This window comes from Fontimonas thermophila, from assembly GCF_900113085.1.
Classification (GTDB): domain Bacteria; phylum Pseudomonadota; class Gammaproteobacteria; order Nevskiales; family Nevskiaceae; genus Solimonas; species Solimonas thermophila.
In genome coordinates this window covers 295,706-319,565 of the sequence record NZ_FOOC01000001.1, presented here as the reverse complement: position 1 = coordinate 319,565, position 23,860 = coordinate 295,706, and the positions used below count along the sequence as shown (strand labels likewise).

The following is a 23,860-nucleotide window of genomic DNA, read 5'->3' as shown; positions in this document are numbered from 1 at the left end:
TCTCTCCTTCTGAATCTCAGGCGGCCGCGAGCGCGGCGTCGACGGCCGGTCCGGATGCGGCTGCCGCCGTACCGGCGCGGTTCTGGCGTAGCGGCAGCCGGATTTTGAATTCGCTGCCCTTGCCGGGCGCGGAGCGGACCTCGATGCGGCCGCCGTGGTCTTCGACAATGCGGTAGACGATCGATAGCCCCAGCCCGGTCCCTTTGCCCACCGGTTTGGTCGTGAAGAACGGCTCGAAAATGCGCGCGCGCACTTCTTCGGTCATGCCGCATCCGGTATCGAGGATGCGGATCGTGACGCCTTCGGCATCCGCTGCGGTGTGGATGTAGATGCGCCCGGTATCGGCGATCGCCTGCGCGGCATTGGTGATCAGGTTGAGGAAAACCTGATTGAGCTGGGACGGCGAGCATTCGATCGGCGGCAGCTGGCCATAGGCCTTGATCACCTCGATGCGGTGCTTGAGCTGGTTGTGGCAGATCTTGAGTGCGGATTCGATGCCGTCGTTGACGTTGAACAAATCGGTGCGCGAGCGGTCCACGCGCGAGAAATCCTTGAGGCTCGCAACCAGCTCGGCGATCTGCTGCAGGCCGTGGTCGGCGTCGGCGAGCAGCGTGTCGAGTTCGGTGGTCAGTTGTTCGGCGTCGATCGACTCGGCGATGCCGTGGGCCGCGGTGAGTGCCTGCGCGACCTCCTCGTCGGAAGCGTTCTCGCTGGTCATCAACTGCAGCGCGCGGGTCTGCGCAGCGACCAGGCCGCGGATTTCGGCGAGGGCATTGCGCACGATCTCGGCATTGCTGCGTGCGTACCCGAGCGGCGTGTTGATCTCATGGGCGACGCCGGCGACCATCTGGCCGAGCGAGGCCATTTTCTCGGACTGGATCAACTGCGCCTGCGACTCCTGCAGTCTCTTGAGGGTCTCGCTGAGATCGCGCGTGCGCGCCTGGACCTGTTCCTCCAGGTGCTCGTTGGCGCGCGCCAGCTCGGCGTTGGCTCGATCGAGCAGGCGATAGCTGCGGCGCAGGCGGATGCCCAGCCAGGCGAGAACCAGGAGCAGGACTGCCGCGTAGGCTGCGAGCAGCAGCCGGTATTCGTTGGCGATGGCGACTTGCTGGCCATGCCAGCCCATGTACGCCTTCTCGAGTTCTTCGAGGTGCTCGGCCGTCGGACGGGCGAGAAAATCGGAGATACGGCGCACGAGCTCGTTCTTGTCGGCGATGACGTCGTTGACACGCGCACGCAGCCTGTGCAGGGCCTCCTGGGTCGCTTCAGGGCCACCGGCAGCGAGCGCCTCGAACTGTTCGAGCAGCGCGCGGATGTTGTCCTCGTTGACCGGGGTCTGTACGACGCCGTACGTGGTCACCTCGGTCTTGAGCTGAGTGGCGAGCGCGCGCGCCGGCTCGGCTTTGTCCGCGCCGAGCCGCGCAACGAGTTCGTCGGCCGCCACCGGCACGGCATCCAGACCGGCGATCAGGCGCTGGTTGACGAGAATGTTGCGCGCCTCGAAATCGAAGGCCAGCTCGAATTTGGATTCGATCGTATCGAGGAAACGATCCAGCGCCGTATCGATTTCCGGGCTCAGGCCGCGCAGCGCCGCCGGTCCGTTCTCGAGCGCATCGAGGGCATTGCCGAGCTGCGCCGTGGTCACGGCGCGCTTGTCGGCGACATTGACCATCGTGCTGACGCCGACCTGGGTGACGGCGCGGTTGAGCCCGACGTCGAGCGCATCGACCGTACGAATGTTCTTGAGCCGCTCCAGGTGCAGTGCGTTATCGACCGTCTGCGTCTTGCGCACCAGAAATGCCAGTACGCCGATCGCAGCCACCGCCAGCACTGCCGCGAAAAGCGGCAGCATCTTGCGCCATGTCATCCTCACGCCCCCATCCCGGATTTCCCCACCATGCCGGCTGCGGATGTCGGGTCCGCTCCCGGACATCCTCTACGCCTGCCTGCCGGTGTCGCACTGCCGGACCTGATTCTGGATATACCGATGCCCGCAGCGTAGCCCGGCCGGGTCAGCCGGGACGTCACCTATTTGCAGTAGGGGCGGCACCCGGATCTCAGCCGAACGGAGGATTCGCAACCACTGCCGCCTGCGTTCAACTGCGGTCCGTCCACACCGTGAGGACTCCATGGCACCGGTCGATCTGGCGCAGCGCCTGCAAGCGCTCGAAGACATCGAGGCGATCCGCACCCTCAAGGCCCGCTACCTGTTTTGCTGCGACCGCAAGGATCCGCAGGGGATGCGCGCCTGCTTCGCGGACGGGCCTGTCGAGATCGACTATGGCGTGGTCGGACGCTTTGAGACCGCCGATGCGCTGGTCCAGGTCTTCGTCGAGATCGGTTGTCGCGATCACATGGTCGAGATGCACCACGGCGCCAACCCACAGATCGAACTGCTCGGCCCCGACCACGCGCGCGGGATCTGGAGCCTGCATTACTTCCTGATCAATACCCAGGAGCGTAGCCTGACCCAGCTCGGCGGGTACTACGAGGACGAATACCGTCGCATCGCCGGTGCCTGGAAAATCACGAAAACCCGTTTCGTCGCCACTTCGACGCTGGTGCTGGACATCGCCTCGCCGGCCGCCAAGGCCTTGTTCGCCGGCCGCGCGCCGCCGCAGGGCAAGTAGTAGCAAGTAATCCCGCGATCCGGTCTCACTCGTGTCGGGGCGCAGAAAAATCACACAAACTGATGCGCCGTCCCCGCGATCCGCGGCGTGGCCGCCCCGTAATTGCTCTGGCTGAGCCTTTGGCTACAATCGGCGCCGTTTTACCCAAGGCTTTTGCAACACCCCATGTCGAAAGACACCGCACCGCAGCTGGGCCCGTTGCCGGCGCTGATCTTCTCGTCGCGCTGGCTCCAGTTGCCGCTTTATCTCGGCCTGATCGTCGCGCAAGGCGTGTACGTCGTCTTGTTTCTCAAGGAACTGTGGCATCTGATCCACGGCGCCTTCGAGCTCAGCGAGCAGGCGATCATGCTGATCGTGCTCGCGCTGATCGACGTGGTGATGATCTCCAATCTGCTGGTGATGGTCATCGTCGGCGGCTACGAGACCTTCGTGTCGCGCCTGCGCCTGGAAGGACATCCCGACCAGCCGGAATGGCTCAGCCACGTCAACGCCTCGGTGCTCAAGGTCAAGCTGGCGATGGCGATCATCGGCATCTCGTCGATCCACCTGCTCAAGACCTTCATCGAGGCCGGAACGATCGGCGGTGGCCTGCCGCTGTGTTCCACCGTCGAAGCCGGCGTGCGCTGCACCACCGCGACCGAGGCGGGCGTCATGTGGCAAACCCTGATCCACCTCGCCTTCATCGCCTCGGCGATCGGGATCGCCTATACCGATCGCCTGGTCTACGGCACCAGCACCCCGCGCGGCAAGCACGACGCGCACTAAAGCCCCGCCGCCGGCAGGCAACCCGGCGGGGCGTGCGGGCGCTGGATGCCCTCCGCTTGGCGCGCTAGCCTTGGCGTCGTGCCACAGGGTGACGCCACCCGTGGCGGTGGCATACCCGTGGCTTTCCGGCTTGCAACGGAGGATGCGCCATGAGTACGCCCGACACCATCTCCCTGCTCAACCGCCTGATCGTCGCCGAGAAAAACGGCGAGAGCGCCCTGCGTGCCGCCGCAGAGGAGGCACATCACGACGATCTGCGCGACGCGCTGATGGAGTACTCGCGGTTTTTTGCCGCATCGGCACGCGAGCTGCAGGACGCCGTGCGCGCGCTCGGCGGCACGCCCGCCGCGCTCGGCACCTTCGGCAACACGCTGCACCGCACCTGGATGCATCTCAAAGCGGCGGCGCTGGGCCGCGACGAGCGGGTGATTCTCGACGAAGTCGAATCCGATGAGAGCACGGCCGAGGCGCTGCTCGCCGATGCCGTGACCTGGGACACGCCGCCGCATATCCAAGCGCTGCTCAAGCGCCAGTACGAGGGAGCCCGTCAGCGCCACCAGGCGGTGCGGCGCTGGCGCCAGCAACTCGACCGCGCGGCCTGAACGCCGACACCGCCCGGTCTGGTATCCGGCATTCCGGCGCGCCGGCGAGGCGGCCGGTCAGGCTGCGCTTGCGCGCCGCAAACCACGCGTGCGCGCCATCGTCAGCGCGATGTCCTCGATCATGTCTTCCTGGCCGCCGACCAGTTTCTGGCGTCCGGCCTCGAGCAGGATCTCGCGCGCCGGCACGCCGTATTTCTGCTCCGCGCGCTGCGCAAAGAGCAAAAAGCTCGAATACACGCCGGCATAGCCGAGGGTGAGTGCGTTGCGGTCGATGCGCACCGGGAAATCCAGGATCGGCGTGACCAGGTCCTCGGCGACGTCGGAGGCCTTGAACACGTCGATGCCGGTTTCGATCCCCATGCGGTTGCACACGGCGACGAAGACCTCCAGCGGCGTGTTGCCGGCGCCGGCGCCCATGCCGCCGCAGGCGCAGTCGATGCGCCGCGCGCCGGCCTCCACCGCGGCGAGCGAATTGGCCACGCCCATCGACAGATTGTGGTGGCCGTGGAAGCCGATCTCGGTCTCCGGCTTGAGCTTTTCGCGCAGCCGCGCGACGCGTGCGGTCACGTCATCCGGCAGCATGTACCCGGCCGAATCGGTCACGTAGATGCAGTTGGCGCCATAGGACTCCATCAGCAGCGCCTGCTTGACCAGGGCCTCGGGCTCGATCATGTGCGCCATCATCAGAAAGCCGACGGTGTCGAGCCCCATCTTGCGGCCGAGGTTGATGTGCTGCTCGGCGACGTCGGCTTCCGTGCAGTGCGTGGCCACGCGGATGGTGGCGATGCCGCAGTCGGCCGCCATCCTCAAGTGATCGACCGTGCCGATGCCCGGCAGCAGCAGCGCGGAGACCTTGGCGCGCTTGAGCAGCGGAATCACCGCGCGCAGGTATTCCTCGTCGCTCGCGGCGGGAAAACCGTAGTTCACCGAGGCGCCGCCCAGGCCGTCGCCGTGGGTGACTTCGATCAGCGGCACGCCGGCCTCGTCGAGGCCTTTGGCGATCGCCTTCATCTGCTCGATGGTGATCTGGTGGCGCTTGGGGTGCATGCCGTCGCGCAGCGACATGTCGTGCACCTTGATCGAAATGCCCTTGAGATTCATCGCATCGCTCCTTCACGCGGCCGTGGACGGCCGGCATCTGGCGAGCATGTCTTCGGCGAACATCTCGGCGGTGCGCGTGGCCGCGGCGGTCATGATGTCCAGATTGCCGGCGTACTTGGGCAGGTAATCGCCGAGCCCGGCGACCTCGACGAAGATGGAGACGCGATCGCCATCGAAGACCGGGCCGTTGACCAGCCGGTAGCCGGGCACGTAGCGCTGCACTTCCCGGATCATGTCGTGCACCGACTGCTCGATCTCGGCCCGCCGCGGCGGCTCGGCGGTCAGGCAGTGGATGGTATCGCGCATGATGATCGGCGGATCGGCCGGGTTGATGATGATGATCGCCTTGCCTTTCTCGGCACCGCCCACCTTTTCCACGCCGGCGGCCGTGGTGCGCGTGAACTCGTCGATGTTCTTGCGCGTACCCGGACCGACGGATCTGGACGCCACCGTCGCGACGATTTCGCCGTATCTCACCTTCTGCACGCGCGCGACGGCATGGACCATCGGAATCGTCGCCTGGCCGCCGCAGGAGACCATGTTGACGTTCATCGCGCGCCGGCCCATGTGCGCCTTGAGATTCACCGGCGGCACGCAGTAAGGGCCGATCGCCGCCGGCGTGAGATCGATCATCAGCACCCCGCGCGCGGTGAGCTTGTCGGAATTCTCCTTGTGCACGTAGGCGCTGGTCGCATCGAAGGCGATGCGCACGTCATCGGTTTTTATGTGCGGCAGCAGGCCGTCCACGCCCTGGTCGGTGGTCTTGAGCCCGGCGGCGCGCGCCTTGGCGAGCCCGTCGGAGGCCGGGTCGATGCCGACCATCCACACCGGCTCGAGCAGCGCCGAGCGCTTGAGCTTGTACATCAAATCGGTGCCGATGTTGCCGGAACCGACGATCGCGCAGTTGATTTTGTTGCTCATGGGGTGAATCCGATGGAAGCCTCGCCGATGCCGTCCAGGCGCATGCGGAAGCAATCGCCGGGCACAATCGGCAAAAGCGGCGCGAGCGAACCCGACAGAATGATCTCGCCGGCGCGGAACGGGATGCCGTAGCGCGCCAGCGTGTTGGCCAGCCAGGCGACCGCCGTCGCCGGATGGCCTTGCACCGCGCTGCCCAGCCCCGAGGCGACGTGGACGCCGTTTTTCTCGATGTCCATCCTCACCGCGGCGAGATCGAGCGCGCGCGGCTCCACGCGCGCTGCGCCGAGCACGAACACGCCGCAGGAGGCGTTGTCGGCGACGGTGTCCTGGATCTTGATCTTCCAGTCCTGGATGCGCGAGTCCACGATCTCGAAGCAGGGGCAGACGTAGGCGGTGGCGTCGAGCACCTGATCCTCGGTCACGCCGGGGCCTTGCAGATCTTTTTTCAGCACGAAGGCGATCTCGCCTTCCGCGCGCGGCTGGATCAGCCCGCAAGCGGCGAGGCTGACGACGGCGCCGTCGGGCAGTTGCATGCGGTCGGTGAGAAACCCGAAGTCCGGCTGATGCACGCCGAGCATGTCCTGCACCGCCTTGCTCGTCACGCCGATCTTCTTGCCGATCACGCGCTCGCCGTCCGCGGTGCGGCGCTCGAGCAGCCGCAGCGAGATGCGGTAGGCATCGTCGAGGTCGATGTGCGGCTCGCGCAGGGTGAGCGGCGTCAGCGTGCGCCGCCCGCGCAGCGCGGCGTAGAGCTCATCGCCAAGCATGTCGATGCGGGATGCAGGCAACGCCATATGCCGGTCAGCCGTTTTCCAGGAAATCGAGCACCAGGCGGTTGAACAACGCGCGGTGCTCGATCATTACCCAGTGCCCGCAATTCGGCACCAGCACCATGCGGCAGTTGGGCAACCCCTTGGCCAGCCGCAAGATGCCGGACTCCGGCATCATCCGTTCGTTCAAGCCCCAGAGCGCGAGCGCCGGCTGGCGGATCTCGGGCAGGCGCGGCGTGAGATTCGGCACTTTCATGGTCTTGATGACCTGCGCGTTCTGCAGCTTCATCAGTGCGCATCGCTCGGCGACGAGCTGGTCATCGACGACATCCGGGTCCACGACGAAGGCCGCCTGGAAAAACGCCTTGAGCCGCGCGTGATCGACCGGCGCGCCGGCATTGAACAGCTCGAACATCATTTTCATGCCGGGCATCGCGAGATAATCCGGCAGATCGTTGAGCCCGCCCGGAGCCATCAGCACGAGACGCTCCACTTGCTGCGGATGCGCCAGCGCCAAACCCAGCGCGATCGCACCGCCCAGCGAATTGCCGATCAGCGTGACCTTGTCCACGCCGATCACATCCAGCGTCTGTTGCACGCAGGCGACGAAGAAATCGAGGTGGTACTCGACGTTGTCCGGCTTGTCGGAATAGCCATAGCCGATCAGATCCGGCGTGATCACGCGATAGCCGGCCTGCACCAGCGCCGGAATATTGCCCTTGAAATTGCTGTAGCCGCAGGCGCCGTTGCCCGAGCCGTGCAGGAACACGACGACCGGCCGCCGACCCTCACCGCCGAGACTGTCGTCGCGGTAGTGGATGCGATAGCCGCTGGGCAGCTTCGCGTAATGGGCTTCGGGGATGGGGAGAACGTTCATTGCCGGGGCGGGGACGGTTTCGGTGCCGATCTTCGGCCACACGCCGGCATGCGGCTTCGTCCCTTTGGGTGAAAGCCGCCACAACCCCTTGCCGTAAGATGCAGCCATGGGTGCACGGATTGTCTTGGTCACCGGCGGCGCCAAGGGCGTCGGCCGCGGCATCAGCGAAAGTTTTCTCTTGGCCGGCGATACGGTCATCGTCTGCGGACGCCATGCGCCGCCCGAGCTGCCGCAGTCGCATGGACGCTGCGCCGAGTTCATCGCCTGCGACGTGCGCGAGGCCGAGGCGCGCGCGGCGCTGTTCGACGAAATCCGCGCCCGTCACGGCCGGCTCGACGTGCTGATCAACAATGCCGGCGGCGCGCCGTATGCGCTGGCCGCGGACGCCTCGCCGCGGCTGCACGAAAAAATCATCGCGCTCAATCTGCTCGCGCCGCTGCATCTTGCGCAGGCCGCGAATGCGCTGATGCAGCAAGGGCAGGGCGGCGTGATCGTCTTCGTCGCCAGTATCAGCGCCCTGCGTCCATCGCCGGGCACTGCCGCGTATGGCGCGGCCAAGGCTGGGGTATTAAGCCTGGTGCAGTCGCTGGCGATCGAGTGGGCACCGAAGGTCCGGGTGGTCGCGGTGAGTCCCGGCCCGGTGCAGACCGAACAGGCCCACCTGCACTTCGGCGATGAGCGCGGCATCGCCGCCGTGGCCAAGACCATTCCGCTCGGGCGCCTGGCCACGCCCGCGGACGTCGGCGCTGCCTGCGTCTGGCTGTGCTCGCCGGAAGCGGCTTATGCCACGGGCACGAATCTGGTCCTGCACGGCGGCGGCGAGCGGCCGGCGTTTCTCGACGCCGCCAACGTGAACAAGCCCTAAGGCAGATGCGCGCCAGGTCCACGCTGTTGTGGGTGCTGATGCTCGCCGCCTGCGGCCGCAGCGATGGCGTGAACGGACCGGCACCGCCGGTGGATGCGCCGCGCTGTCTGCACTACAGCGCCGAGCGTCAGCCGTTCTTCGGCGACTTGCACGTCCATACCAAGTATTCGCTCGACGCGAACACGCAGGGCACGATCATCGGCCCGCACGAGGCCTATCGCTTCGCGCTCGGCGAACGGCTGGGGGTGCAACCCTACGACGAGACCGGCGCGCCGACGCGCTTCACGCAGCTGGCCCGGCCCCTCGACTTTGCCGCGGTGACCGATCACGCCGAGCTGTTCGGTGAAACCGAGATCTGCACCAATCCCGACTATCTGGAGTATTACGCGCCGGAATGCCTGTTCTACCGCGCTTTCCCCGACCAGGCGTTCATCGCCTTCAATCTCGCCGCAGTGGGCTTGCCCGAGCTACCGCAGTTCCCGGTGCCGCCGGACGTGCCGCTCGTATCCGATCTGCCGATCGTCGGCGCCAATGGCAGCATTCCGCGGCTGCCGTACTGCGGGCTCGGCGGTCAGACCTGCATCGAGGCGGCGAAAACACCGTGGCAGGACATCCAGCGTGCCGCCGAAGCCTATTACGACCGCAGCCCGGCGTGCCGCTTCACCACCTTCGTGGGCTATGAGTGGACCGGCGCACCGCTGTCGAACAATCTGCATCGCAACGTCATCTTCCGCAGCGCAGTGGTGCCGGTGGTACCGCCGGCTTACCAGGAATATCCGCGCCCGGAGCTGCTCTGGGAAGCGCTTTCCAGGCTATGCCGTCACGAGGACGGCTGCGACTGGTTGAGTATTCCGCACAACTCCAATCTCTCCGCCGGGACGATGTTCGAAACCCGGGACCGCTTCGGCAACGACTACGATGCCGCGTTCGCGCAGCGCCGCCAGGATGCCGAGCCGCTCGCCGAGATCTACCAGCACAAGGGCCAGTCCGAATGCCTGGGCACGAGCGGCGCCGGTGCGCAGGACGAGCTCTGCGATTTCGAGCTGCTGCCGTACAACAATCTCACCGGCAACCGCTTCGGCGGCGCCAACACCGGGCCGCCGATGGAACAGGATTTCCTGCGCTCGGCGCTCAAGGAAGGACTGCGCCAGGAGCGCTTGATCGGCGTCAATCCGTTCAAGTACGGCTTCGTCGCCAGCTCGGACACACACCTCGGTACGCCGGGCAACGTCGTTGAAAGCAATTTTCCCGGTCATGCCGGCGCGGGCCAGAACCCGCGTGACGGCGTGCCGGGCTTGACCGACGTCATCGAAGCCAGCCCTGGTGGCCTTGCCGTGCTCTGGGCCGAGGAGAACACGCGCGAATCCCTGTTCGCGGCGATGCGCCGGCGCGAAGCCTATGCGACGAGCGGCACCCGGCCGGTCGTGCGCTTCTTCGGCGGCTGGGATTTGCCGGCCGACCAATGCGCACGGCGCGATTTCGTCGCCATCGGTTATGCCCGCGGCGTGCCGATGGGCAGCGATCTGCCGGCGTTGCCGGCGCCGGGCGCGCGTCCGCGCTTCGCCGTCTGGGCGTTACGCGATCCCGGTGCGCCGGGTGAACCGGTCGAACCACTGCAGCGCATCCAGATCATCAAGGGTTGGATCGACGGCGAAGGAATCACGCACGAGCAGGTCTTCGAAGTCGCCGGCGATCCGCACAACGGCGCCCGCGTCGATCTGGCCACCTGCGCGACCTCAGGACCTGGTTACGCCAGCCTGTGCACGGTCTGGGAAGACCCCACGTTTAACCCGACACAGCCGGCGTTTTACTACGCCCGCGTCGTCGAGAATCCGAGCTGCCGCTGGCACACGCGTCAGTGCATCGCCGCCGGGATCGACTGCCGCAATCCCGATGCCGTACCCGAAGCCTGGGCCGACTGCTGCAACGCCGATTATCCGAAAACGGTGCAGGAGCGCGCGTGGACTTCGCCGATCTGGTTCCGGCCTTCTTCGTGAACCGACGCTGGCCTGAGGAGCGATGCGCCGACTGATCCGCGAGCCGCTGGTCCATTTCCTGGTGCTCGGCGGGCTCGTGCTCGCCGTGCAACATCTGCTCGTTCCTCCCGAACCGCTGCCTTACGACGCAACACCGATCCGCATCACGGCCGCGGACATCGAGCGCCTGCGGCGTGAATGGGTGCGTGAAACCGGACGGACACCGACTGCCGCCGAACTGCGCGCGAGCATCGAACACCACATCGACGAGATCGTGCTGCTGCGCGAGGCACTGCGCCTGGAGCTGGATTTGCGCGATGCGGTCGCGCGCGAACGCCTGCTGCGCAATCTGCGGTTTGCGTTTCCGCAGCGCCGCGCTTCCGATGCAACGCTGCTGCACGAAGCACGCGCATTGGGCATGAGCATGCAAGACCCCGTGGTGCGCCGGCGCCTCGTGCAGATGATGGAGCGGCGGCTGACCGCCACCGTGCCGTATGACGAAGCCGCACTACGCCGGCATCTCGCCGCCGAGTCGCATCGCGCTGGCCTCGCCGGTCTGCGCTATCGCTTCCATCATGTGTTTCTGTCCGCCGACCGTGCGTATGCCGATGCGCACGCCGCGGCGCAGGAGCTGCGTGCACGGCTGAATGCGGGAACGGTGACGGCGCGCGAGGCGGGCGATCCCTTCCTGCACGGCGATGTCTTCGATTCCCTCTCGGAACAAGAAATCGCCGCGCGTTTCGGAACCGGCTTTGCAACCGCGCTGGCACAGGTGCCGACCGGCCGTTGGAGCGGCCCGCTGGTTTCACCCTACGGCTTGCATCTGGTTTACGTCGAGGCGCGGCTGCCCGCGGTTGCCGACAACGGCGCTGCGCAACAGGCGCCGGTAGTGTCTGCCTGGATCGAGCAACAGCGGATGGCGGTGCTGCGCGCACGGCTTGCGCGGCTGCGCGCGCACTACCGCATCGAAGTCGCGCCGCTCGACACCATCGCACACCAGACATGATACGGATTGCGCTCGCGCTGCTGCTGCTCGGCCTGACCACCGTCGTGGCTGCGCACCCGCTGGCGCCGGCGCTGCTGGAGCTGCGCGAAACCGCACCGCACCAGTATGCGGTGCTGTGGCGCACCTCGGTCGTCCAGGTTCGGGGCGCGGCGGTCACGCCGCAGTGGCCTGCGACTTGTACCGCGACGGCGCTATCGCAGGCCCTGGAACCGAACGACGCGTTCGTGCAGCGCTGGCGGCTCGACTGTCCCGGCGGGCTCGTCGGTGCAACGCTGCGCATCGCCGGGCTCGAACGCAGCGGCATCAACGCGATCGTTCGCATCGAACCCGCACACGGTGCCGCGGTGCAAACCTTGCTCGATGCCGGACGGCCGGCGTTCGTCGTGCCGGCGCCGCAGGCGCCGCCACCGGTCTTCGCGCGTTATCTCGGTCTGGGCATCGAGCATCTGCTGCTCGGACCGGACCACCTGCTGTTCGTGCTCGGCCTGCTGCTGCTCGTGCGCGGCATGCGCGCGCTGTTCTGGACGATCACGTCGTTCACGCTCGGTCACAGCCTGACGCTGAGCCTGACCGTACTCGGCTTCGTGCGCATCCACCCGGCGTGGACCGAACTCGCCATCGCGGTGAGCCTGCTCGCGCTGGCTTGCGCCATCGTGCGCCCGGCACAGGCGCCGTCGCGGTGGGCACGCTGGCCGTGGTCGATGGCGCTGGGCTTCGGACTCGTCCACGGCATGGGTTTTGCCGGCGCGCTCGCCGAGATCGGGCTGCCGCAGCGCGAGCTACCGCTGGCACTGATGGCGTTCAACCTGGGCATCGAACTCGGCCAGCTCGCGGTCGTCGCCGTGGTGCTGACCCTGGCGCACGCAACACGAAAGCTACATCTGCCCACGCCGGCCGGACTGGCGCGCCTGGCCGCCTACGCGATCGGCGTGCCGGCGGCGGCCTGGTGCTATACCCGGGCCGCAGCACTGCTGGTCTGAAGCCGGGGCCGATCCCCGCTCGTCGTCTTTTCGGATGACGCCGGCGCAAGGCCGTTGCGGTATCCCTGTCCTGGCGCGGCACGGTGCATCGCCGATACACCGTACCGCCGGGGAATCGCATGACGATGAACGATGACCGTCCAAGACCGATGCCGACCCTCCACGCCTGGCGCGCCCGCGCGCGCTACGCAGGAACCGATGGCATCGACCCGCAGGCGATCGGCACACTGATCGGCGGTATTTACCAGGGCGCGCTCGACCCGTCGGCCTGGCTCGCCAGCCTGCAGCAACTCAAGCGCCTGCTCGCCGCCGCCCATGTCGCGCTGCTGCTGCGTCCGCCGGCACCGCAGCGGCCAGGCGTCATCCTGCACACCGATACAGGGCCGGCCTACGCTGCCCATACCTGCCGGACACATTTCTTCGCCTTCGATCCCTTCCTGCGCCTGCCGCCCGGCGAAGCCCTGACTCCCGAGGACTTGCTCGGCGCACAGTGGCCGCAGACGGCGCTGTGCGCGGATTACCTGCGTCCGCAGGGCGTCGGCACGGTGCTGGGCATCGATTTTTTGACCGACGACGGCATCGAGGGGCGTCTGCGCATCTCGCGGCCCCTGGGCGCGCCGATGTTCGCCGAGACCGAACGCGCGCTGTGCCGCATGTTGCTGCCGCATCTGCGCCGGGCCGTGCGGATGCATGCGCGGGTCGAGGGTCTGGACGGCGAGCGTCAGCTGCTCGCGGGCACGCTCGAACGTACGCCGCTGGGACTGGTCATCCTCGCGCACGACGGTCGCGTGATCGAGGCCAACGGCGAAGCGCGGCGCATCGACGCCGCCGACGAGGGCATGCGCATCGCCGGGGCGAGCCTGCATATCGACGACGCGCAGGTCCACGCGACCGTGCAGCACACGCTGGCCGGCGCAGCGCAGACGACTACCCTCGTCGCCGGCCTGCGGCTGCCGCGCCGCTCGGGGCGCAAACCGTATGCCCTGCTGCTGCGCCCGCTGCCGGCGCAGGCCCTTGGCGAGGCACCGTATCCACCGGCCTGGGCGTTGTACCTGCGCGATCCCGATTCGCCCCGGCTGCCGTCCGGAGACGAAGCGGTGCGCCGCAAGTTTGGACTGACGCGCACCGAAATCGAACTGAGTCTGCGCCTTGCGCATGGCGCCAGCGTCGAGGAAGCCGCCGAGGCTCTGGGTCTGAGCCCGGCCTCGGCACGCACCCATCTGCGTCTGGCGCTCGCCAAGACCGGGCTTCGGCGTCAGGCTGCGCTCGCCCAGCTCGTACTCGGCAGCACGCTGTCGCTGGCCGGAGTCGTGGACTGACGCCATGCGCTGCGCTCGTCCCATCGGAGGATGCCGCAGCGACGCGACGCGCCCATGATCGCGGCACGGCCACCCCACAGTGGCGTACCGTAGGGCGTGCATCATGATGCAGAAGGCATGGATGGACGGCGCGACGATCGTCTTCGGCGGCAGCGGCGGGATCGGTCAGGAAGTCGCCAAATGCTTTGGCCGCGCCGGCTCTGACGTCGCCATCGTCTATCGCAGCAAACAGACGGTGGCGGAACGGGTGGCTGCGGAAATCGCCTCCGGCGGCCGCAAGGCGACCTGCCATGCCGCCGACGTACGCGATCCCGCCCAGGTGCAGGCGGCCGTGGACGCGGCCATCGCCGCGCACGGACGCATCCATACGGTCGTGTGGGCGGCCGGCCCCGTGGTCGAACAAGTGATGCTCGCCGAGACCCCGGCCGCACTCTGGCGCAACTCGATCGAGGTCGAAGTGCACGGCTTCTTGCACGCCGTGCAGGCGACGCTGCCGCATCTGCGCGCCCGCGGCGGTGGCTCCTACGTCCATCTGGGTTCGGCCGGCCATGTCTGGTGGCCGCCCAAGGACGGGCTCTCGGTGGTGCCCAAGGCCGCCAACGAGGCCCTGATCAAGGGCATCGCCAAAGAAGAGGGGCGTCACAACATCCGCGCCAACTCGGTCCTGGTGGGTGTCATCGAGGCCGGAATGTTTCTGGAGCTGCTCCGGCGCGGGGTCTTCGACGAAAAATGGACGGAGGAGACACAGAAGCTGCTGTGCATCAAGCGCTGGGGCAAGCCCGAAGAAATCGGCGATGCCGCAGTGTTCCTGGCCACGAATGGTTATGTCACCGGCCAGCAGATCAACGTCTCCGGTGGCTTTGGAATCTGACGATGGAGAACAAAATGGCCCTGCCGCTCGAAGATTTGGAACAGATCCGCCGGCTCAAGTATGCCTATTGCCGCTGCATCGACACGGCCAACATCGCCGAGCTGAAAACCCTGTTCACCGAAGACGCCAGCGTGCGCTACCAGGGTGGCAGCTATCTGTTCGAAGCCCAAGGCCGCGACCGCATCCTTGAGGCACTGGAAAACGCGTTCCACGCCGAAGCCATCGCGCTGCACCACGTCAACCACCCGGAAATCGATTTCGTCTCGCCGAGCGAAGCCACCGGCGTGTGGTATCTGAAAGACTGGTTCTGCGACCTGCGCCACAAGATCATCACCGAGGGCTCGGCGCTGTATCGCGACACCTACGTCAAACGAGACGGCCGCTGGTGGATCCAGCGGGCCACTTACGAGCGCATTTACGAAATCGTCACGCCGCTGACGCAGACGCCGAACATCACCGCGCACTGGCTCGCCCGGCACGGCAAGAAACTGCCGCCCGCCTGAGCGGGTCGGCGCCGCGGTTGGCCGGAGTAACGCCGTTCAGGCGTCTTGTCCGCCGTCTTTTTGCGCCGCGCCGTCTGTGTCCGTATCCAGCGCGGCGAGCCGGGCCATCGCCTCGCGCTTGCCGATGCCGCGCAGCGCCGCGATCGCCGCCACCTGCGCCGGGCGCGGCCGCACGCGGCCCTGCTCCCAGTTGTAAACGCTCTGACCGCTGACGCCGATGAGCCGGCCGAAATCCTCCGCACTCAAACCGAGCCGGGCGCGCAGCGACCGCAGCCCCTTGGCGACGAAACGACTCTTGGGCTCGGCATCGGTGGCTGCAAACGCAGACTGATCATTGCCAGCAGCCGCCGCGCGGCGCAGCTTCAGCAGCTCACGCTCCAGACCCTGTATCTGTTTTTTGAGCGCGGCAATCTCCCGCCGCTGCCTGGCTGCCGCGTTTTGGATCGGCTCCAAATGTTGACGGACGGTTTTGTTGGAAAGGCGGACGATCTCGGCCTTCAGCAGGCCCGCGATGTTGGGCATACATCAATCCAAAATGAACTGACGGAGCCGTAAGTATGCACAAAATCTTGGTGGTGCGGTGGAAAAACCCAGCAAAAACAACCATCATGGCCCGAACTAAAAACCGGCCGGCATTTATGACGCAACAAAACCCTTGCCCAATAGAGATGTTCCGGCGCATCACGCTCTGCGGATCTCACGTACCCGATCATGTAAATGACCACGCAAGATTGGCCGGATGATCGCCGTCGGACGGTCAGCACTGCTTGGCCGCACGCAGCTCGCCGATCGAGGGGATACGCACGCGAGGATCGCCGGCATCGACGGGTTCTCACCCGCGTGTTGGGCCTGACCTGGCATTTTGCCGGCAGACGCGGCCAGGTCCGACCCCGCCCGGTCTTCAAAAGAATCGGCGATAGGGCTGGCAGCCAGCATGACGCGGCTTTTCGCGGCAGTTGCGCCGCCGCATAAAACTAAAAAGAATATTGATATGTCTTTCAGCGATATTTACCTCTGGACAGGGTTTGCGCCAATGATGCGCAAGAATCTGCGGCATCATTGCCACCCTGTTCATGGTTCATGACAGCATGCGGAGGGTTTGCCGATGACAACCACCACCCATCGTCACACCGTTGCCATCGTGGGCGCCGGAGCGGCCGGGCTGACGGCGGCCGCCATGCTCAAGCGCACCCGGCCCGACCTGGACATCGCGCTCATCGACTCCGCCACGTATCACTACTACCAGCCCGCATGGACGCTGGTCGGCGGCGGGTGCTACGACATCGGCCGCACGCGCCGTGAGCTGCGCACACTGATCCCGCAGGGCGTGCGGCATCTGGCCGAGCGGGTCGAACAGTTCGAGCCAGAGCACAACCGCGTCGTCCTGGGCAATGGCGATGCCGTGGAATATCAGGTGTTGATCGTCGCCGCCGGACTGCAGCTCGACTGGCACAAGATCGAGGGCCTGAAGGAAACGCTGGGCAAAAACGGCGTGTCCAGTAACTATGCTTACGAATACGCGCCTTACACCTGGCAATGCATCAGCCAGCTCAAGGGGGGCGTGGCTTTGTTCACGCAGCCGGCCATGCCCATCAAATGCGCCGGTGCGCCGCAGAAGGCGCTGTATCTCGCTGCCGATCATTTCCGGCGCAACGGTCTATCGGTGCAGAGCCATTTCTACACACCGGGTCCGGCGATGTTCAGCGTGCCTTTCTACGCCCAGGCGCTGGATAAGGTCGTCGCCCATTACGGCATCACGGCGCACTTTGGCCACACCCTGGTCGCGGTCGATGGCCCCCGCCGCACGGCAACCTTCGAGGTCGGACCGGACAAACAACGGGTGACGCAGGCTTTCGATTTTCTGCACGTCGTGCCGCCGCAATCCGCACCGGATGTCATCAAACGCAGTCCGCTCGCCGACGCGAGCGGCTGGATGGCCGTGGACAAGTTCACGCTGCAGAGCCCTAAGTACGACAACGTCTTCGGGTTTGGCGACTGCACCACCACGCCCAACAGCAAGACCGCCGCGGCCGTGCGCGCCCAAGCACCGGTGGTGGTGACCAATGTGCTGCGCCGCCTGTCCGGCAGCGGCGGCGAGGCGCGCTACGACGGCTATGCCAGCTGTCCGCTCACGACCTCGCGCGGCAAGATCATGCTCGCGGAGTTCTGCTACGACGGCGTGGTCACACCCAGTTTCCCCCTCGACCCGCGGATTCCGCGGCGCAGCTACTGGTGGCTCAAGAAACACTACCTGCCTTACCTCTACTGGGAGCAGATGCTGCGCGGCCGCCCGGGTCCGGACTGGCACGCAAAGCGGGAATTTCCTGCGCAGGTGCCGACGTTCGAACCCTGAAAGACCGCCGTCGTGCCGTGCACGCCAAGGCGCCGACGCCGGTCTCGGCACGTCGCATATCGGCTTTCGCACCGCGCGCGACGGGCTCGCCCCGCCCATGACCGGGGCGAGCGGCGCAAGCGGCGGCGTGGTGGGCCCGGCAGGATTCGAACCTGCGACCAAAGGATTATGAGTCCCCTGCTCTAACCGGCTGAGCTACAGGCCCGCATGGACGCGGCGCATTGTAGCGGGGCAAGCGCGCGGCGGCCGCGGCTGGCGCCGGGAGAAGTAAGGCCAGCTAGAATGGCCCTGGGCGAGCCGCCGGCCATCGGCCGGACCCGGCCGCTCGTCGAGGCGGAGCACGATGACGGTCCGGACCAAATTCATTGCGGTGATCGTGCTGGTCAATCTCGCCATTGCACTGGCGGGCGTGCTGATGTTGTCGCTGCTGGGGTCGGACCAGGACATCGAACCGGAACTGCGTGGTCGCGCCAACCGCATTTCGATGTCGATCGCGATCAGCCGCGCGCTCAGTGAGGCGCATTACCAGGCCGAGCAGGCGCAACAGGCGTTCGCCGCCGGAGCCGATCCGGCGCCGGCACTCCAGCGGCTGGAGCAGGCGCTGGACGCGGCCGTGGGCCAGCTCCGTTTTCTCCCCAGCGCCGAGGCCGAGCGGGTAGCGCGCGTGCAGGCGCTGCTCGGCGAGCACATCGATCCGATCAAGGCTCTGTTGCTGCAGCCGCCGACACCCGACACCCTGGCGCAGCTCTCGGCATGGACGCTGGATCTGCAATACCGCACCGGGCGGGCCTTTGCCGATCTGCTCGAAACCGACAACAGCAGTGGGCTGGCCGGTGCGCTGCGCGGCCTGGCGACGTTGCGCGGTCGGCTCGGCATCGCCCTGGGCATCGTCGGCGGCGCCTGGCTGTTGTCGCTGGCCTTGAGTGTCTGGGCCTACCGGCGCTTGATCCAGCCGCTCGGTGCGGTCACCGGCAGCCTCAATGCCGTACTCACCGGCCATCAGCCGAACCAGCGGCTGCAGGAGACGCCGGATGAGTTCGGCGATATCGTGCGCGCGATCCGCAAGCTGCGCGCGCAGGCCGAGCACATCCGCCGCATCGCCTATGAAGACCCGGGCACGGGCCTGCCCAACCGCAACAGTCTGGATCTGGAGCTGCGCGAGGTACGCCGGCTGCGGCCGATCGATGGCACGCATGGGCTGATTCTGATCGGCATCGATACCTACGACAGTCTGCGCAGCGGCTTTGGCCTGCGCACCGCCGAGGCGATCATGCGCGCGGCCGCGGAGCGGCTGCACGCGCTCGATCACATGCCGGTGTCGGTGTTCCGCGTCGAGCCGCAAATCCTCGGTGTGCTGGTCGACCGCGGCATCGCCGAGGCCGTGACGCGCGCCGATCTCAAGCGGATTACCGCGGAGGCGTTTTCGCGCCTGGGTGAGCCGGTCGAAGTCGAGAATCAGCGTTATCTGCTCGGGTTTTCCGCCGGCGCGGCGATCTATCCGGACGATGCCCGCGATCCCGAAGAGTACGTCAACGTCTGTCTCGAAGCCTTGCGCCAGGCCCGCACAGACGGCACCGGCCAGCTGCGCTTCGGCGAGCGCGGGCATACGCACCGCCAGCGCAAGCACCTGGTGCTGGCCGAACAGATCCGCGCCGGTTTGCGTGAAGGCCAGTTCATCCCGTTCTTCCAGCCGGTCGTCGATGCCGCGCGCGGCAAGGTCATCGGCGCGGAGGTGCTGGTCCGCTGGCGCCAGCCCGATGGCCGCGTGGTGCTGCCGGGCGAATTCATCCTCATCGCGGAAGGATCGGAAACGATCCGCGACATGACCCGTGCGGTCCTCATCCAGGCCTGCCGCTCGGTCAAGGCCTGGGCCGAGCGCGGCTTTGTCCTGACCGTGTCGTTCAACCTCTCGCCCAAGCTGCTGTCCCCGTACATCCTGCAGATCTGTCGCGAGGCGTTGACCGAAAGCGGCCTGCCGCCCTCACAACTGATCGCCGAGGTCACCGAGACTGCGCTGGTCGGACACCTCGACGCCGCCGCCGAAATCCTGCGCCTGCTGCGCGCCAGCGGCATCCAGTTGTGCCTGGATGACTTTGGCACCGGCTATTCGTCGATCACCCACCTGTATCGCTTCCAGATCGACCGCATCAAGATCGATCCCATCGTCGCGCGCGCGGCTGCACACAACGCACGTGCGGCCGAAATCATCCGCTCGTTGGCCGAACTGGCCAGCCGCCTTAGCATGTCGCTGGTCGTCGAGGGCGTGGAAACCGAGGAGGATGCCCGCCGCCTGCGCGAACTTGGCTGCGCCTTGCAGCAGGGGTTTCTCTACAGCCGCGCGCTGCCGGAGGAGCAGTTCATCGAATGGTCGCGGCAGTTCGAGTCGCGCGCGGTCGCGGCTTGACGCCCGCAGACGCGGTCTGGGCTCCAGCCAGCCAGGCTGGCGGCATCCAAACGCGCGGTTCCTGCGTATAGTCGCAGGCGCGGCGACAAGGCCGCGGCACGGGACCCCCCAATCCGCCCGCATGGGCATTTTCCGACTCAGGAGGACCACGATGGACATTCCACGTAAACCCTTTGCAGTGGCGCTGGGCGCCGCGTTCGCACTCGGCACCGCCGCTGCCCAGGCGTCTGTGTTCCAGGCATCCGACCTCGGCGCCGGCTACATGGTCGCATCGGCTGGTGAGCACGCCAAATCCGGCGAGGCCAAATGTGGCGAGGGCAAGTGTGGCGAAAAAAAGGCCGATGCCAAGGCCAAAGAGGGCAAGTGCGGCGAGGGTAAGTGCGGCGAAGGCAAGTGCGGTGAAAAGAAGGCCGACGCCAAGGCCAACGAGGGCAAATGCGGCGAGGGCAAGTGCGGCGAAAACAAGACCCAGTGAGTCCGCCCACCCGGCGCCGGGCCGCCCGGCGCCGGGTTTTGTAATGCGATGAGCCTGCACCCGACCATTGCCGGCGCCGGTCTTGGCCTGCGCCGGGCCTTGCTCGAACCACTGGGTGAATCTGCGCCCTGCGTCGATTTCCTCGAGATCGCGCCGGAGAACTGGATGCGCGTCGGCGGGCGCCTGGGCCGTGCATTTCGCGCGCTGACCGAACGCTATCCGTTCGCGGCGCACGGCCTTTCGCTGTCGATCGGCGCGCCGGCGCCGCTGGATGAGGATTTCGTCCGTGAGCTCAAGGCTTTCCTCGACCTGCATGGGATTGCCGACTACAGCGAGCATCTGAGCTATTGTTCCGACGACGGGCATCTCTACGACTTGATGCCGATGCCGTTCACCGCCGAGGCGGTGGAGTACGTCGCCGCACGCGTGCGCCGCGTGCAGGACATCCTCGAGCGCCGCATTGCGCTGGAAAACATCAGCTATTACGCGCCGCTGTGCACCGAACTGACGGAACTGGAGTTCATCACGGCGGTGATCGAGCGCGCCGACTGCGATCTGCTGCTCGATGTCAACAACATCTACGTCAACAGCATCAACCATCGCTACGACGCCCAGGCCTTTCTCGACGCATTGCCCGGCGAGCGCGTGCGCTGGATCCACGTCGCCGGTCATTACGTCGAGGCCGAGGACTTGCGCGTGGATACACACGGCGCCGACGTGATCGATCCGGTGTGGGCCCTGCTCGACCGCGCCTATGCACGCTTCGGCGTGCGGCCGACGCTGCTCGAGCGCGATTTCAACATTCCGCCGCTGGACGTGCTGCTCGGCGAAGTCGGGCACATCCGTGATATCCAGGCGCGGCATCGATCGCTGCAGCTCGCCTATGGCTAACGATCAGCGCTGCGCGTCCGCAACTGAGCGCGACTGGCGTGCGCGCCAGCGCGCGTTCGCCGCGCATCTGCGCGACCCGCGCAATGCCTTCGCTGGCATCGAGGAGCGGCGGCTGCGGATTTACCGCGAGCTGTTCTACAACAATGTCGAGAGCTGCCTGGCCAGTGCATTCCCGGTGCTACGCAAACTGTCGAGCGATGCGGTCTGGCATGCGCGCGTGCGCGATTTTTTCACGCGCCACCGCTGCACCGCACCGCAGTTCCATCGTCTGCCCGAGGAGTTCCTGCGCTATCTCGAGGCGGAGCGCGGCGAACACGCCGACGATCCGCCGTTCCTGCGCGAGCTCGCGCACTATGAATGGGTCGAGCTCGCGCTCGCGATCGCGCCAGAGGATTTGCCCATCGAGCAGGCCGACCCGGAAGGTGATCTGCTCGCCGGATGCCCGCTGCTGTCACCGCTGGCGTGGCCGCTGGTCTATGCCTATCCGGTGCACCGCATCGGGCCGCAATTCCAGCCGCAGGCACCCGGCGACTCGCCCACGTATCTGATCGTCAACCGCGACCGTGAAGACCGCGTCCGCTTCCTGGAGATCAATGCCGTCACCGCGCGTCTGGTCGCGCTGATCGAGGCCGAACCCGCTGCGAGCGGACGTGCGCTGCTGCTGCGCATCGCTGCCGAACTCGCCCATCCCGATCCTCAATCCGTCGTCGCCCAGGGCGCGCGCATCCTCGCCGATCTGCGCGCGCGCGACATCGTGCTCGGCACGCGGCGCTGAAACAGCGTTCCGGGGCAGCGGGTACAATGACCGCTCTCCCGGAGGTTGTCCATGAGTGCAGTCGCCGAACAGGCGGCGCGTCGTCGCACGTTCGCCATCATTTCTCACCCCGACGCCGGCAAGACCACGCTCACCGAAAAGCTGCTGCTGTTCGGCGGGGCGATCCAGCTCGCCGGTACGGTCAAAGGGCGCAAGGCCAGCCGGCACGCGACCTCGGACTGGATGGCGCTGGAGCAGCAGCGCGGCATCTCGGTAACGACGTCGGTCATGCAGTTCCCGTACAACGGCAAGATCGTCAATCTGCTCGACACGCCGGGACACGAGGATTTCTCCGAGGACACTTACCGCACGCTGACCGCGGTGGACTCCGCGCTGATGGTCATCGACGCGGCCAAAGGCGTCGAGGCGCGCACGATCAAGCTCATGGAGGTCTGCCGGCTGCGCGACACACCGATCGTCACGTTCGTCAACAAATGCGACCGCGAAGGTCGCCCGCCGCTGGAACTGCTCGACGAGATCGAGAAGGTGCTCGGGCTGCATTGTGCGCCGATCACCTGGCCGCTGGGCATGGGGCGCGCGTTCAAAGGGGTGTATCACCTGCTCGAGGACCGCTTTTATCTGTATTCCGGCGACAAACACCGTGTCTCCGAGATCGAAACCATCGCGGGGCTGCGCGCACCGGGACTCACCGAGCGCTTCGGTGAGGTGTACAAGGTGTTGCTCGACGAAATCGAGTTGTTGCAGATGGCCGGTACCGGCTTCGATCTCGACGCCTACCGCGCTGCACGCCTGACGCCGGTGTTCTTCGGCTCGGCGATCAACAACTTCGGCGTGCGCGAGCTGCTCGATGGCTTCACCGAATGGGCGCCGCCACCGCAACCGCGCAACGCACTCGTCCCCGGCGGTGCGCGCGCCGTGCAGCCGACCGAGGCGGCGTTCAGCGGCTTTGTGTTCAAGATTCAGGCGAACATGGATCCCAAGCACCGCGACCGCGTGGCCTTCCTGCGCGTTTGCTCGGGGGTTTATCGCAAGGGCATGCTGCTGCACAGCGTGCGCCTGAACGCGCCGGTGCGCATCGCCAATGCGCTGACGTTCATGGCCAGCGAACGCGAAACCATCGAGGAAGCCTATCCGGGCGACATCATCGGCCTGCACAATCACGGCACGATTGCAATCGGCGATTCCTTTTCCGAGGGCGAGGCGCTGCGCTTCACCGGCATTCCCAATTTCGCGCCGGAGCTGTTCCGCCGCGTCGTGCTCAAAGATCCGCTCAAGGCCAAGCAGCTCAACAAGGGACTGGACCAGCTATCCGAGGAAGGGGCGACGCAGGTGTATCGGCCGCTGGCGAACAACGACATCATCCTCGGCGCCGTCGGCGTGCTGCAGTTCGATGTCGTGCAATACCGCCTCAAGGACGAATACGGCGTCGATGCGGTCTTCGAGCCGGTGCCGGTGCATACAGCGCGCTGGGTGAGCTGTGACGATGCGCGCAAGCTCAAGGAATTCATCGACAAGAACGAGCAGCGGCTCGCGCGCGATCACTACGGCGACCTCGTCTATCTGGCGTCCTCGGCGGTGAATCTGTCGATGACCCAGGAGCGTCATCCGGACGTGCGCTTCCTCGACACCAAGGAACACGGCTGAGCAGCCCAGCGAACACTCGTGTACCATTCGCCCGCCCATGATCCGATCGACGGCACCATCCGTCGGCGTCGCCGCAACCGGATGCCCGCCGTCGCCGATCATCGGCGCTGATTCCAGCCGTTCCCCGGATTC

At 66.4% G+C, this 23,860-nt stretch carries 23 protein-coding genes and 1 tRNA gene; 16 read left to right on the top strand and 8 right to left on the bottom strand.

Translation table 11 applies throughout. The features are described from left to right. Positions 1-16 precede the first annotated feature (16 nt). Entirely contained in the window at positions 17-1,867 is a 1,851-nt protein-coding gene (locus BMZ48_RS01405; RefSeq protein WP_234981467.1) for a DAHL domain-containing sensor histidine kinase, read from the bottom strand. 262 nt (positions 1,868-2,129) lie between these two features. Between BMZ48_RS01405 and BMZ48_RS01400 the strand changes: the two genes are divergently transcribed. The 3 genes from BMZ48_RS01400 (at position 2,130) to BMZ48_RS01390 (ending at position 3,997) form a co-directional block, all read left to right on the top strand. Continuing rightward, complete coding sequence (locus BMZ48_RS01400; protein WP_091530510.1) at positions 2,130-2,630, top strand: nuclear transport factor 2 family protein; 501 nt, start codon at positions 2,130-2,132, stop codon at positions 2,628-2,630. A gap of 165 nt (positions 2,631-2,795) precedes the next feature. Beyond that, entirely contained in the window at positions 2,796-3,395 is a 600-nt protein-coding gene (locus BMZ48_RS01395) for a TIGR00645 family protein (protein ID WP_091530507.1), read from the top strand. 149 nt (positions 3,396-3,544) lie between these two features. Beyond that, positions 3,545-3,997 carry a PA2169 family four-helix-bundle protein gene (locus BMZ48_RS01390; RefSeq protein WP_091530504.1) on the top strand — a complete coding sequence of 151 codons (453 nt, stop codon included), beginning with the start codon at positions 3,545-3,547 and terminating at the stop codon, positions 3,995-3,997. Between the two features lie 57 nt (positions 3,998-4,054). Here BMZ48_RS01390 and dmpG read toward each other — a convergent pair whose 3' ends face one another. Genes dmpG through BMZ48_RS01370 form a run of 4 tightly spaced genes read right to left on the bottom strand, consistent with a single transcriptional unit; the run spans position 4,055 to position 7,666 of the window. Continuing rightward, entirely contained in the window at positions 4,055-5,098 is a 1,044-nt protein-coding gene (gene dmpG / locus BMZ48_RS01385; RefSeq protein WP_091530501.1) for a 4-hydroxy-2-oxovalerate aldolase, read from the bottom strand. A gap of 12 nt (positions 5,099-5,110) precedes the next feature. Further along, positions 5,111-6,019, bottom strand: coding sequence for an acetaldehyde dehydrogenase (acetylating) (locus tag BMZ48_RS01380; protein WP_091530497.1), 909 nt, complete (start codon positions 6,017-6,019; stop codon positions 5,111-5,113). Further along, on the bottom strand, positions 6,016-6,807 hold the full coding sequence (locus BMZ48_RS01375; protein ID WP_200769473.1) for a fumarylacetoacetate hydrolase family protein: 792 nt from the start codon (positions 6,805-6,807) through the stop codon (positions 6,016-6,018). The genes BMZ48_RS01380 and BMZ48_RS01375 overlap by 4 nt, the downstream gene beginning before the upstream one ends. 13 nt (positions 6,808-6,820) lie before the next feature. Beyond that, entirely contained in the window at positions 6,821-7,666 is an 846-nt protein-coding gene (locus BMZ48_RS01370; RefSeq protein WP_234981459.1) for an alpha/beta fold hydrolase, read from the bottom strand. Positions 7,667-7,772: 106 nt separating this feature from the next. On the opposite strand from BMZ48_RS01370, the gene BMZ48_RS01365 reads away from it, so the two are divergent. The 7 genes from BMZ48_RS01365 to BMZ48_RS01335 all read left to right on the top strand — a co-directional run bounded on the left by BMZ48_RS01365 (position 7,773) and on the right by BMZ48_RS01335 (position 15,186). Beyond that, positions 7,773-8,531 carry an SDR family oxidoreductase gene (locus BMZ48_RS01365; protein WP_091530491.1) on the top strand — a complete coding sequence of 253 codons (759 nt, stop codon included), beginning with the start codon at positions 7,773-7,775 and terminating at the stop codon, positions 8,529-8,531. Positions 8,532-8,536: 5 nt separating this feature from the next. Continuing rightward, complete coding sequence (locus BMZ48_RS01360) at positions 8,537-10,528, top strand: DUF3604 domain-containing protein (protein ID WP_091530487.1); 1,992 nt, start codon at positions 8,537-8,539, stop codon at positions 10,526-10,528. A 22-nt stretch (positions 10,529-10,550) separates the two neighbouring features. Next, positions 10,551-11,513 (top strand): peptidyl-prolyl cis-trans isomerase, encoded by a 963-nt coding sequence (locus BMZ48_RS01355; protein WP_091530484.1) that lies wholly within the window; start codon positions 10,551-10,553, stop codon positions 11,511-11,513. Then, positions 11,510-12,493, top strand: a complete 984-nt coding sequence (locus BMZ48_RS01350; protein ID WP_091530481.1) for a HupE/UreJ family protein — start codon at positions 11,510-11,512, stop codon at positions 12,491-12,493. Before BMZ48_RS01355 ends, BMZ48_RS01350 begins: the two co-directional genes overlap by 4 nt. Before the next feature lie 119 nt (positions 12,494-12,612). Next, positions 12,613-13,812 (top strand): helix-turn-helix transcriptional regulator, encoded by a 1,200-nt coding sequence (locus tag BMZ48_RS01345; RefSeq protein WP_143383593.1) that lies wholly within the window; start codon positions 12,613-12,615, stop codon positions 13,810-13,812. Between the two features lie 103 nt (positions 13,813-13,915). After that, complete coding sequence (locus BMZ48_RS01340; protein ID WP_091530474.1) at positions 13,916-14,683, top strand: SDR family NAD(P)-dependent oxidoreductase; 768 nt, start codon at positions 13,916-13,918, stop codon at positions 14,681-14,683. A 2-nt stretch (positions 14,684-14,685) separates the two neighbouring features. Continuing rightward, positions 14,686-15,186: a nuclear transport factor 2 family protein gene (locus tag BMZ48_RS01335; protein ID WP_091530471.1), complete on the top strand. Its 501-nt coding sequence runs from the start codon at positions 14,686-14,688 to the stop codon at positions 15,184-15,186. A gap of 36 nt (positions 15,187-15,222) precedes the next feature. Here the strand turns inward: BMZ48_RS01335 and BMZ48_RS01330 are convergent, their stop codons facing one another. Next, on the bottom strand, positions 15,223-15,708 hold the full coding sequence (locus tag BMZ48_RS01330) for a helix-turn-helix domain-containing protein (RefSeq protein WP_091530468.1): 486 nt from the start codon (positions 15,706-15,708) through the stop codon (positions 15,223-15,225). 379 nt (positions 15,709-16,087) lie between these two features. After that, positions 16,088-16,261 (bottom strand): hypothetical protein, encoded by a 174-nt coding sequence (locus BMZ48_RS13130; protein WP_234981458.1) that lies wholly within the window; start codon positions 16,259-16,261, stop codon positions 16,088-16,090. A gap of 30 nt (positions 16,262-16,291) precedes the next feature. Here BMZ48_RS13130 and BMZ48_RS01325 point away from each other — a divergent pair, with 30 nt between their 5' ends. Next, a complete protein-coding gene (locus tag BMZ48_RS01325; protein WP_091530464.1) occupies positions 16,292-17,539 on the top strand; it encodes an NAD(P)/FAD-dependent oxidoreductase in 1,248 nt (415 codons plus the stop codon). Positions 17,540-17,667: 128 nt separating this feature from the next. Here BMZ48_RS01325 and BMZ48_RS01320 read toward each other — a convergent pair. Then, a tRNA-Ile gene (locus BMZ48_RS01320) sits at positions 17,668-17,744 on the bottom strand. Between the two features lie 138 nt (positions 17,745-17,882). Between BMZ48_RS01320 and BMZ48_RS01315 the strand changes: the two genes are divergently transcribed. The 5 genes from BMZ48_RS01315 to BMZ48_RS01295 all read left to right on the top strand — a co-directional run bounded on the left by BMZ48_RS01315 (position 17,883) and on the right by BMZ48_RS01295 (position 23,728). Continuing rightward, positions 17,883-19,943 carry a putative bifunctional diguanylate cyclase/phosphodiesterase gene (locus BMZ48_RS01315; protein ID WP_091530461.1) on the top strand — a complete coding sequence of 687 codons (2,061 nt, stop codon included), beginning with the start codon at positions 17,883-17,885 and terminating at the stop codon, positions 19,941-19,943. Between the two features lie 151 nt (positions 19,944-20,094). After that, on the top strand, positions 20,095-20,418 hold the full coding sequence (locus BMZ48_RS01310) for an HvfA family oxazolone/thioamide-modified RiPP metallophore (protein WP_091530455.1): 324 nt from the start codon (positions 20,095-20,097) through the stop codon (positions 20,416-20,418). Positions 20,419-20,466: 48 nt separating this feature from the next. Continuing rightward, on the top strand, positions 20,467-21,309 hold the full coding sequence (locus BMZ48_RS01305; protein WP_091530452.1) for an HvfB family MNIO-type RiPP peptide maturase: 843 nt from the start codon (positions 20,467-20,469) through the stop codon (positions 21,307-21,309). Next, positions 21,302-22,084, top strand: coding sequence for an HvfC family RiPP maturation protein (locus tag BMZ48_RS01300; protein WP_091530449.1), 783 nt, complete (start codon positions 21,302-21,304; stop codon positions 22,082-22,084). The genes BMZ48_RS01305 and BMZ48_RS01300 overlap by 8 nt, the downstream gene beginning before the upstream one ends. Positions 22,085-22,135: 51 nt before the next feature. Further along, complete coding sequence (locus BMZ48_RS01295; protein ID WP_091530443.1) at positions 22,136-23,728, top strand: peptide chain release factor 3; 1,593 nt, start codon at positions 22,136-22,138, stop codon at positions 23,726-23,728. The last annotated feature ends 132 nt before the right edge of the window (positions 23,729-23,860 follow it).

Bases quoted from the DNA above. Each gene is read 5' to 3' on its own strand.
- BMZ48_RS01370 (WP_234981459.1), bottom strand. From the start codon at position 7,666: ATGAACGTTCTCCCCATCCCCGAAGCCCATTACGCGAAGCTGCCCAGC.
- BMZ48_RS01365 (WP_091530491.1), top strand. From the start codon at position 7,773: ATGGGTGCACGGATTGTCTTGGTCACCGGCGGCGCCAAGGGCGTCGGC.
- BMZ48_RS01315 (WP_091530461.1), top strand. From the start codon at position 17,883: ATGACGGTCCGGACCAAATTCATTGCGGTGATCGTGCTGGTCAATCTC.
- BMZ48_RS01305 (WP_091530452.1), top strand. From the start codon at position 20,467: ATGAGCCTGCACCCGACCATTGCCGGCGCCGGTCTTGGCCTGCGCCGG.
- BMZ48_RS01360 (WP_091530487.1), top strand. From the start codon at position 8,537: ATGCGCGCCAGGTCCACGCTGTTGTGGGTGCTGATGCTCGCCGCCTGC.
- BMZ48_RS01345 (WP_143383593.1), top strand. From the start codon at position 12,613: ATGACGATGAACGATGACCGTCCAAGACCGATGCCGACCCTCCACGCC.
- dmpG (WP_091530501.1), bottom strand. From the start codon at position 5,098: ATGAATCTCAAGGGCATTTCGATCAAGGTGCACGACATGTCGCTGCGC.
- BMZ48_RS01335 (WP_091530471.1), top strand. From the start codon at position 14,686: ATGGAGAACAAAATGGCCCTGCCGCTCGAAGATTTGGAACAGATCCGC.
- BMZ48_RS01330 (WP_091530468.1), bottom strand. From the start codon at position 15,708: ATGCCCAACATCGCGGGCCTGCTGAAGGCCGAGATCGTCCGCCTTTCC.
- BMZ48_RS13130 (WP_234981458.1), bottom strand. From the start codon at position 16,261: ATGAACAGGGTGGCAATGATGCCGCAGATTCTTGCGCATCATTGGCGC.
- BMZ48_RS01300 (WP_091530449.1), top strand. From the start codon at position 21,302: ATGGCTAACGATCAGCGCTGCGCGTCCGCAACTGAGCGCGACTGGCGT.
- BMZ48_RS01380 (WP_091530497.1), bottom strand. From the start codon at position 6,019: ATGAGCAACAAAATCAACTGCGCGATCGTCGGTTCCGGCAACATCGGC.
- BMZ48_RS01400 (WP_091530510.1), top strand. From the start codon at position 2,130: ATGGCACCGGTCGATCTGGCGCAGCGCCTGCAAGCGCTCGAAGACATC.
- BMZ48_RS01395 (WP_091530507.1), top strand. From the start codon at position 2,796: ATGTCGAAAGACACCGCACCGCAGCTGGGCCCGTTGCCGGCGCTGATC.
- BMZ48_RS01350 (WP_091530481.1), top strand. From the start codon at position 11,510: ATGATACGGATTGCGCTCGCGCTGCTGCTGCTCGGCCTGACCACCGTC.
- BMZ48_RS01325 (WP_091530464.1), top strand. From the start codon at position 16,292: ATGACAACCACCACCCATCGTCACACCGTTGCCATCGTGGGCGCCGGA.
- BMZ48_RS01295 (WP_091530443.1), top strand. From the start codon at position 22,136: ATGAGTGCAGTCGCCGAACAGGCGGCGCGTCGTCGCACGTTCGCCATC.
- BMZ48_RS01405 (WP_234981467.1), bottom strand. From the start codon at position 1,867: ATGACATGGCGCAAGATGCTGCCGCTTTTCGCGGCAGTGCTGGCGGTG.
- BMZ48_RS01390 (WP_091530504.1), top strand. From the start codon at position 3,545: ATGAGTACGCCCGACACCATCTCCCTGCTCAACCGCCTGATCGTCGCC.
- BMZ48_RS01340 (WP_091530474.1), top strand. From the start codon at position 13,916: ATGATGCAGAAGGCATGGATGGACGGCGCGACGATCGTCTTCGGCGGC.
- BMZ48_RS01355 (WP_091530484.1), top strand. From the start codon at position 10,551: ATGCGCCGACTGATCCGCGAGCCGCTGGTCCATTTCCTGGTGCTCGGC.
- BMZ48_RS01310 (WP_091530455.1), top strand. From the start codon at position 20,095: ATGGACATTCCACGTAAACCCTTTGCAGTGGCGCTGGGCGCCGCGTTC.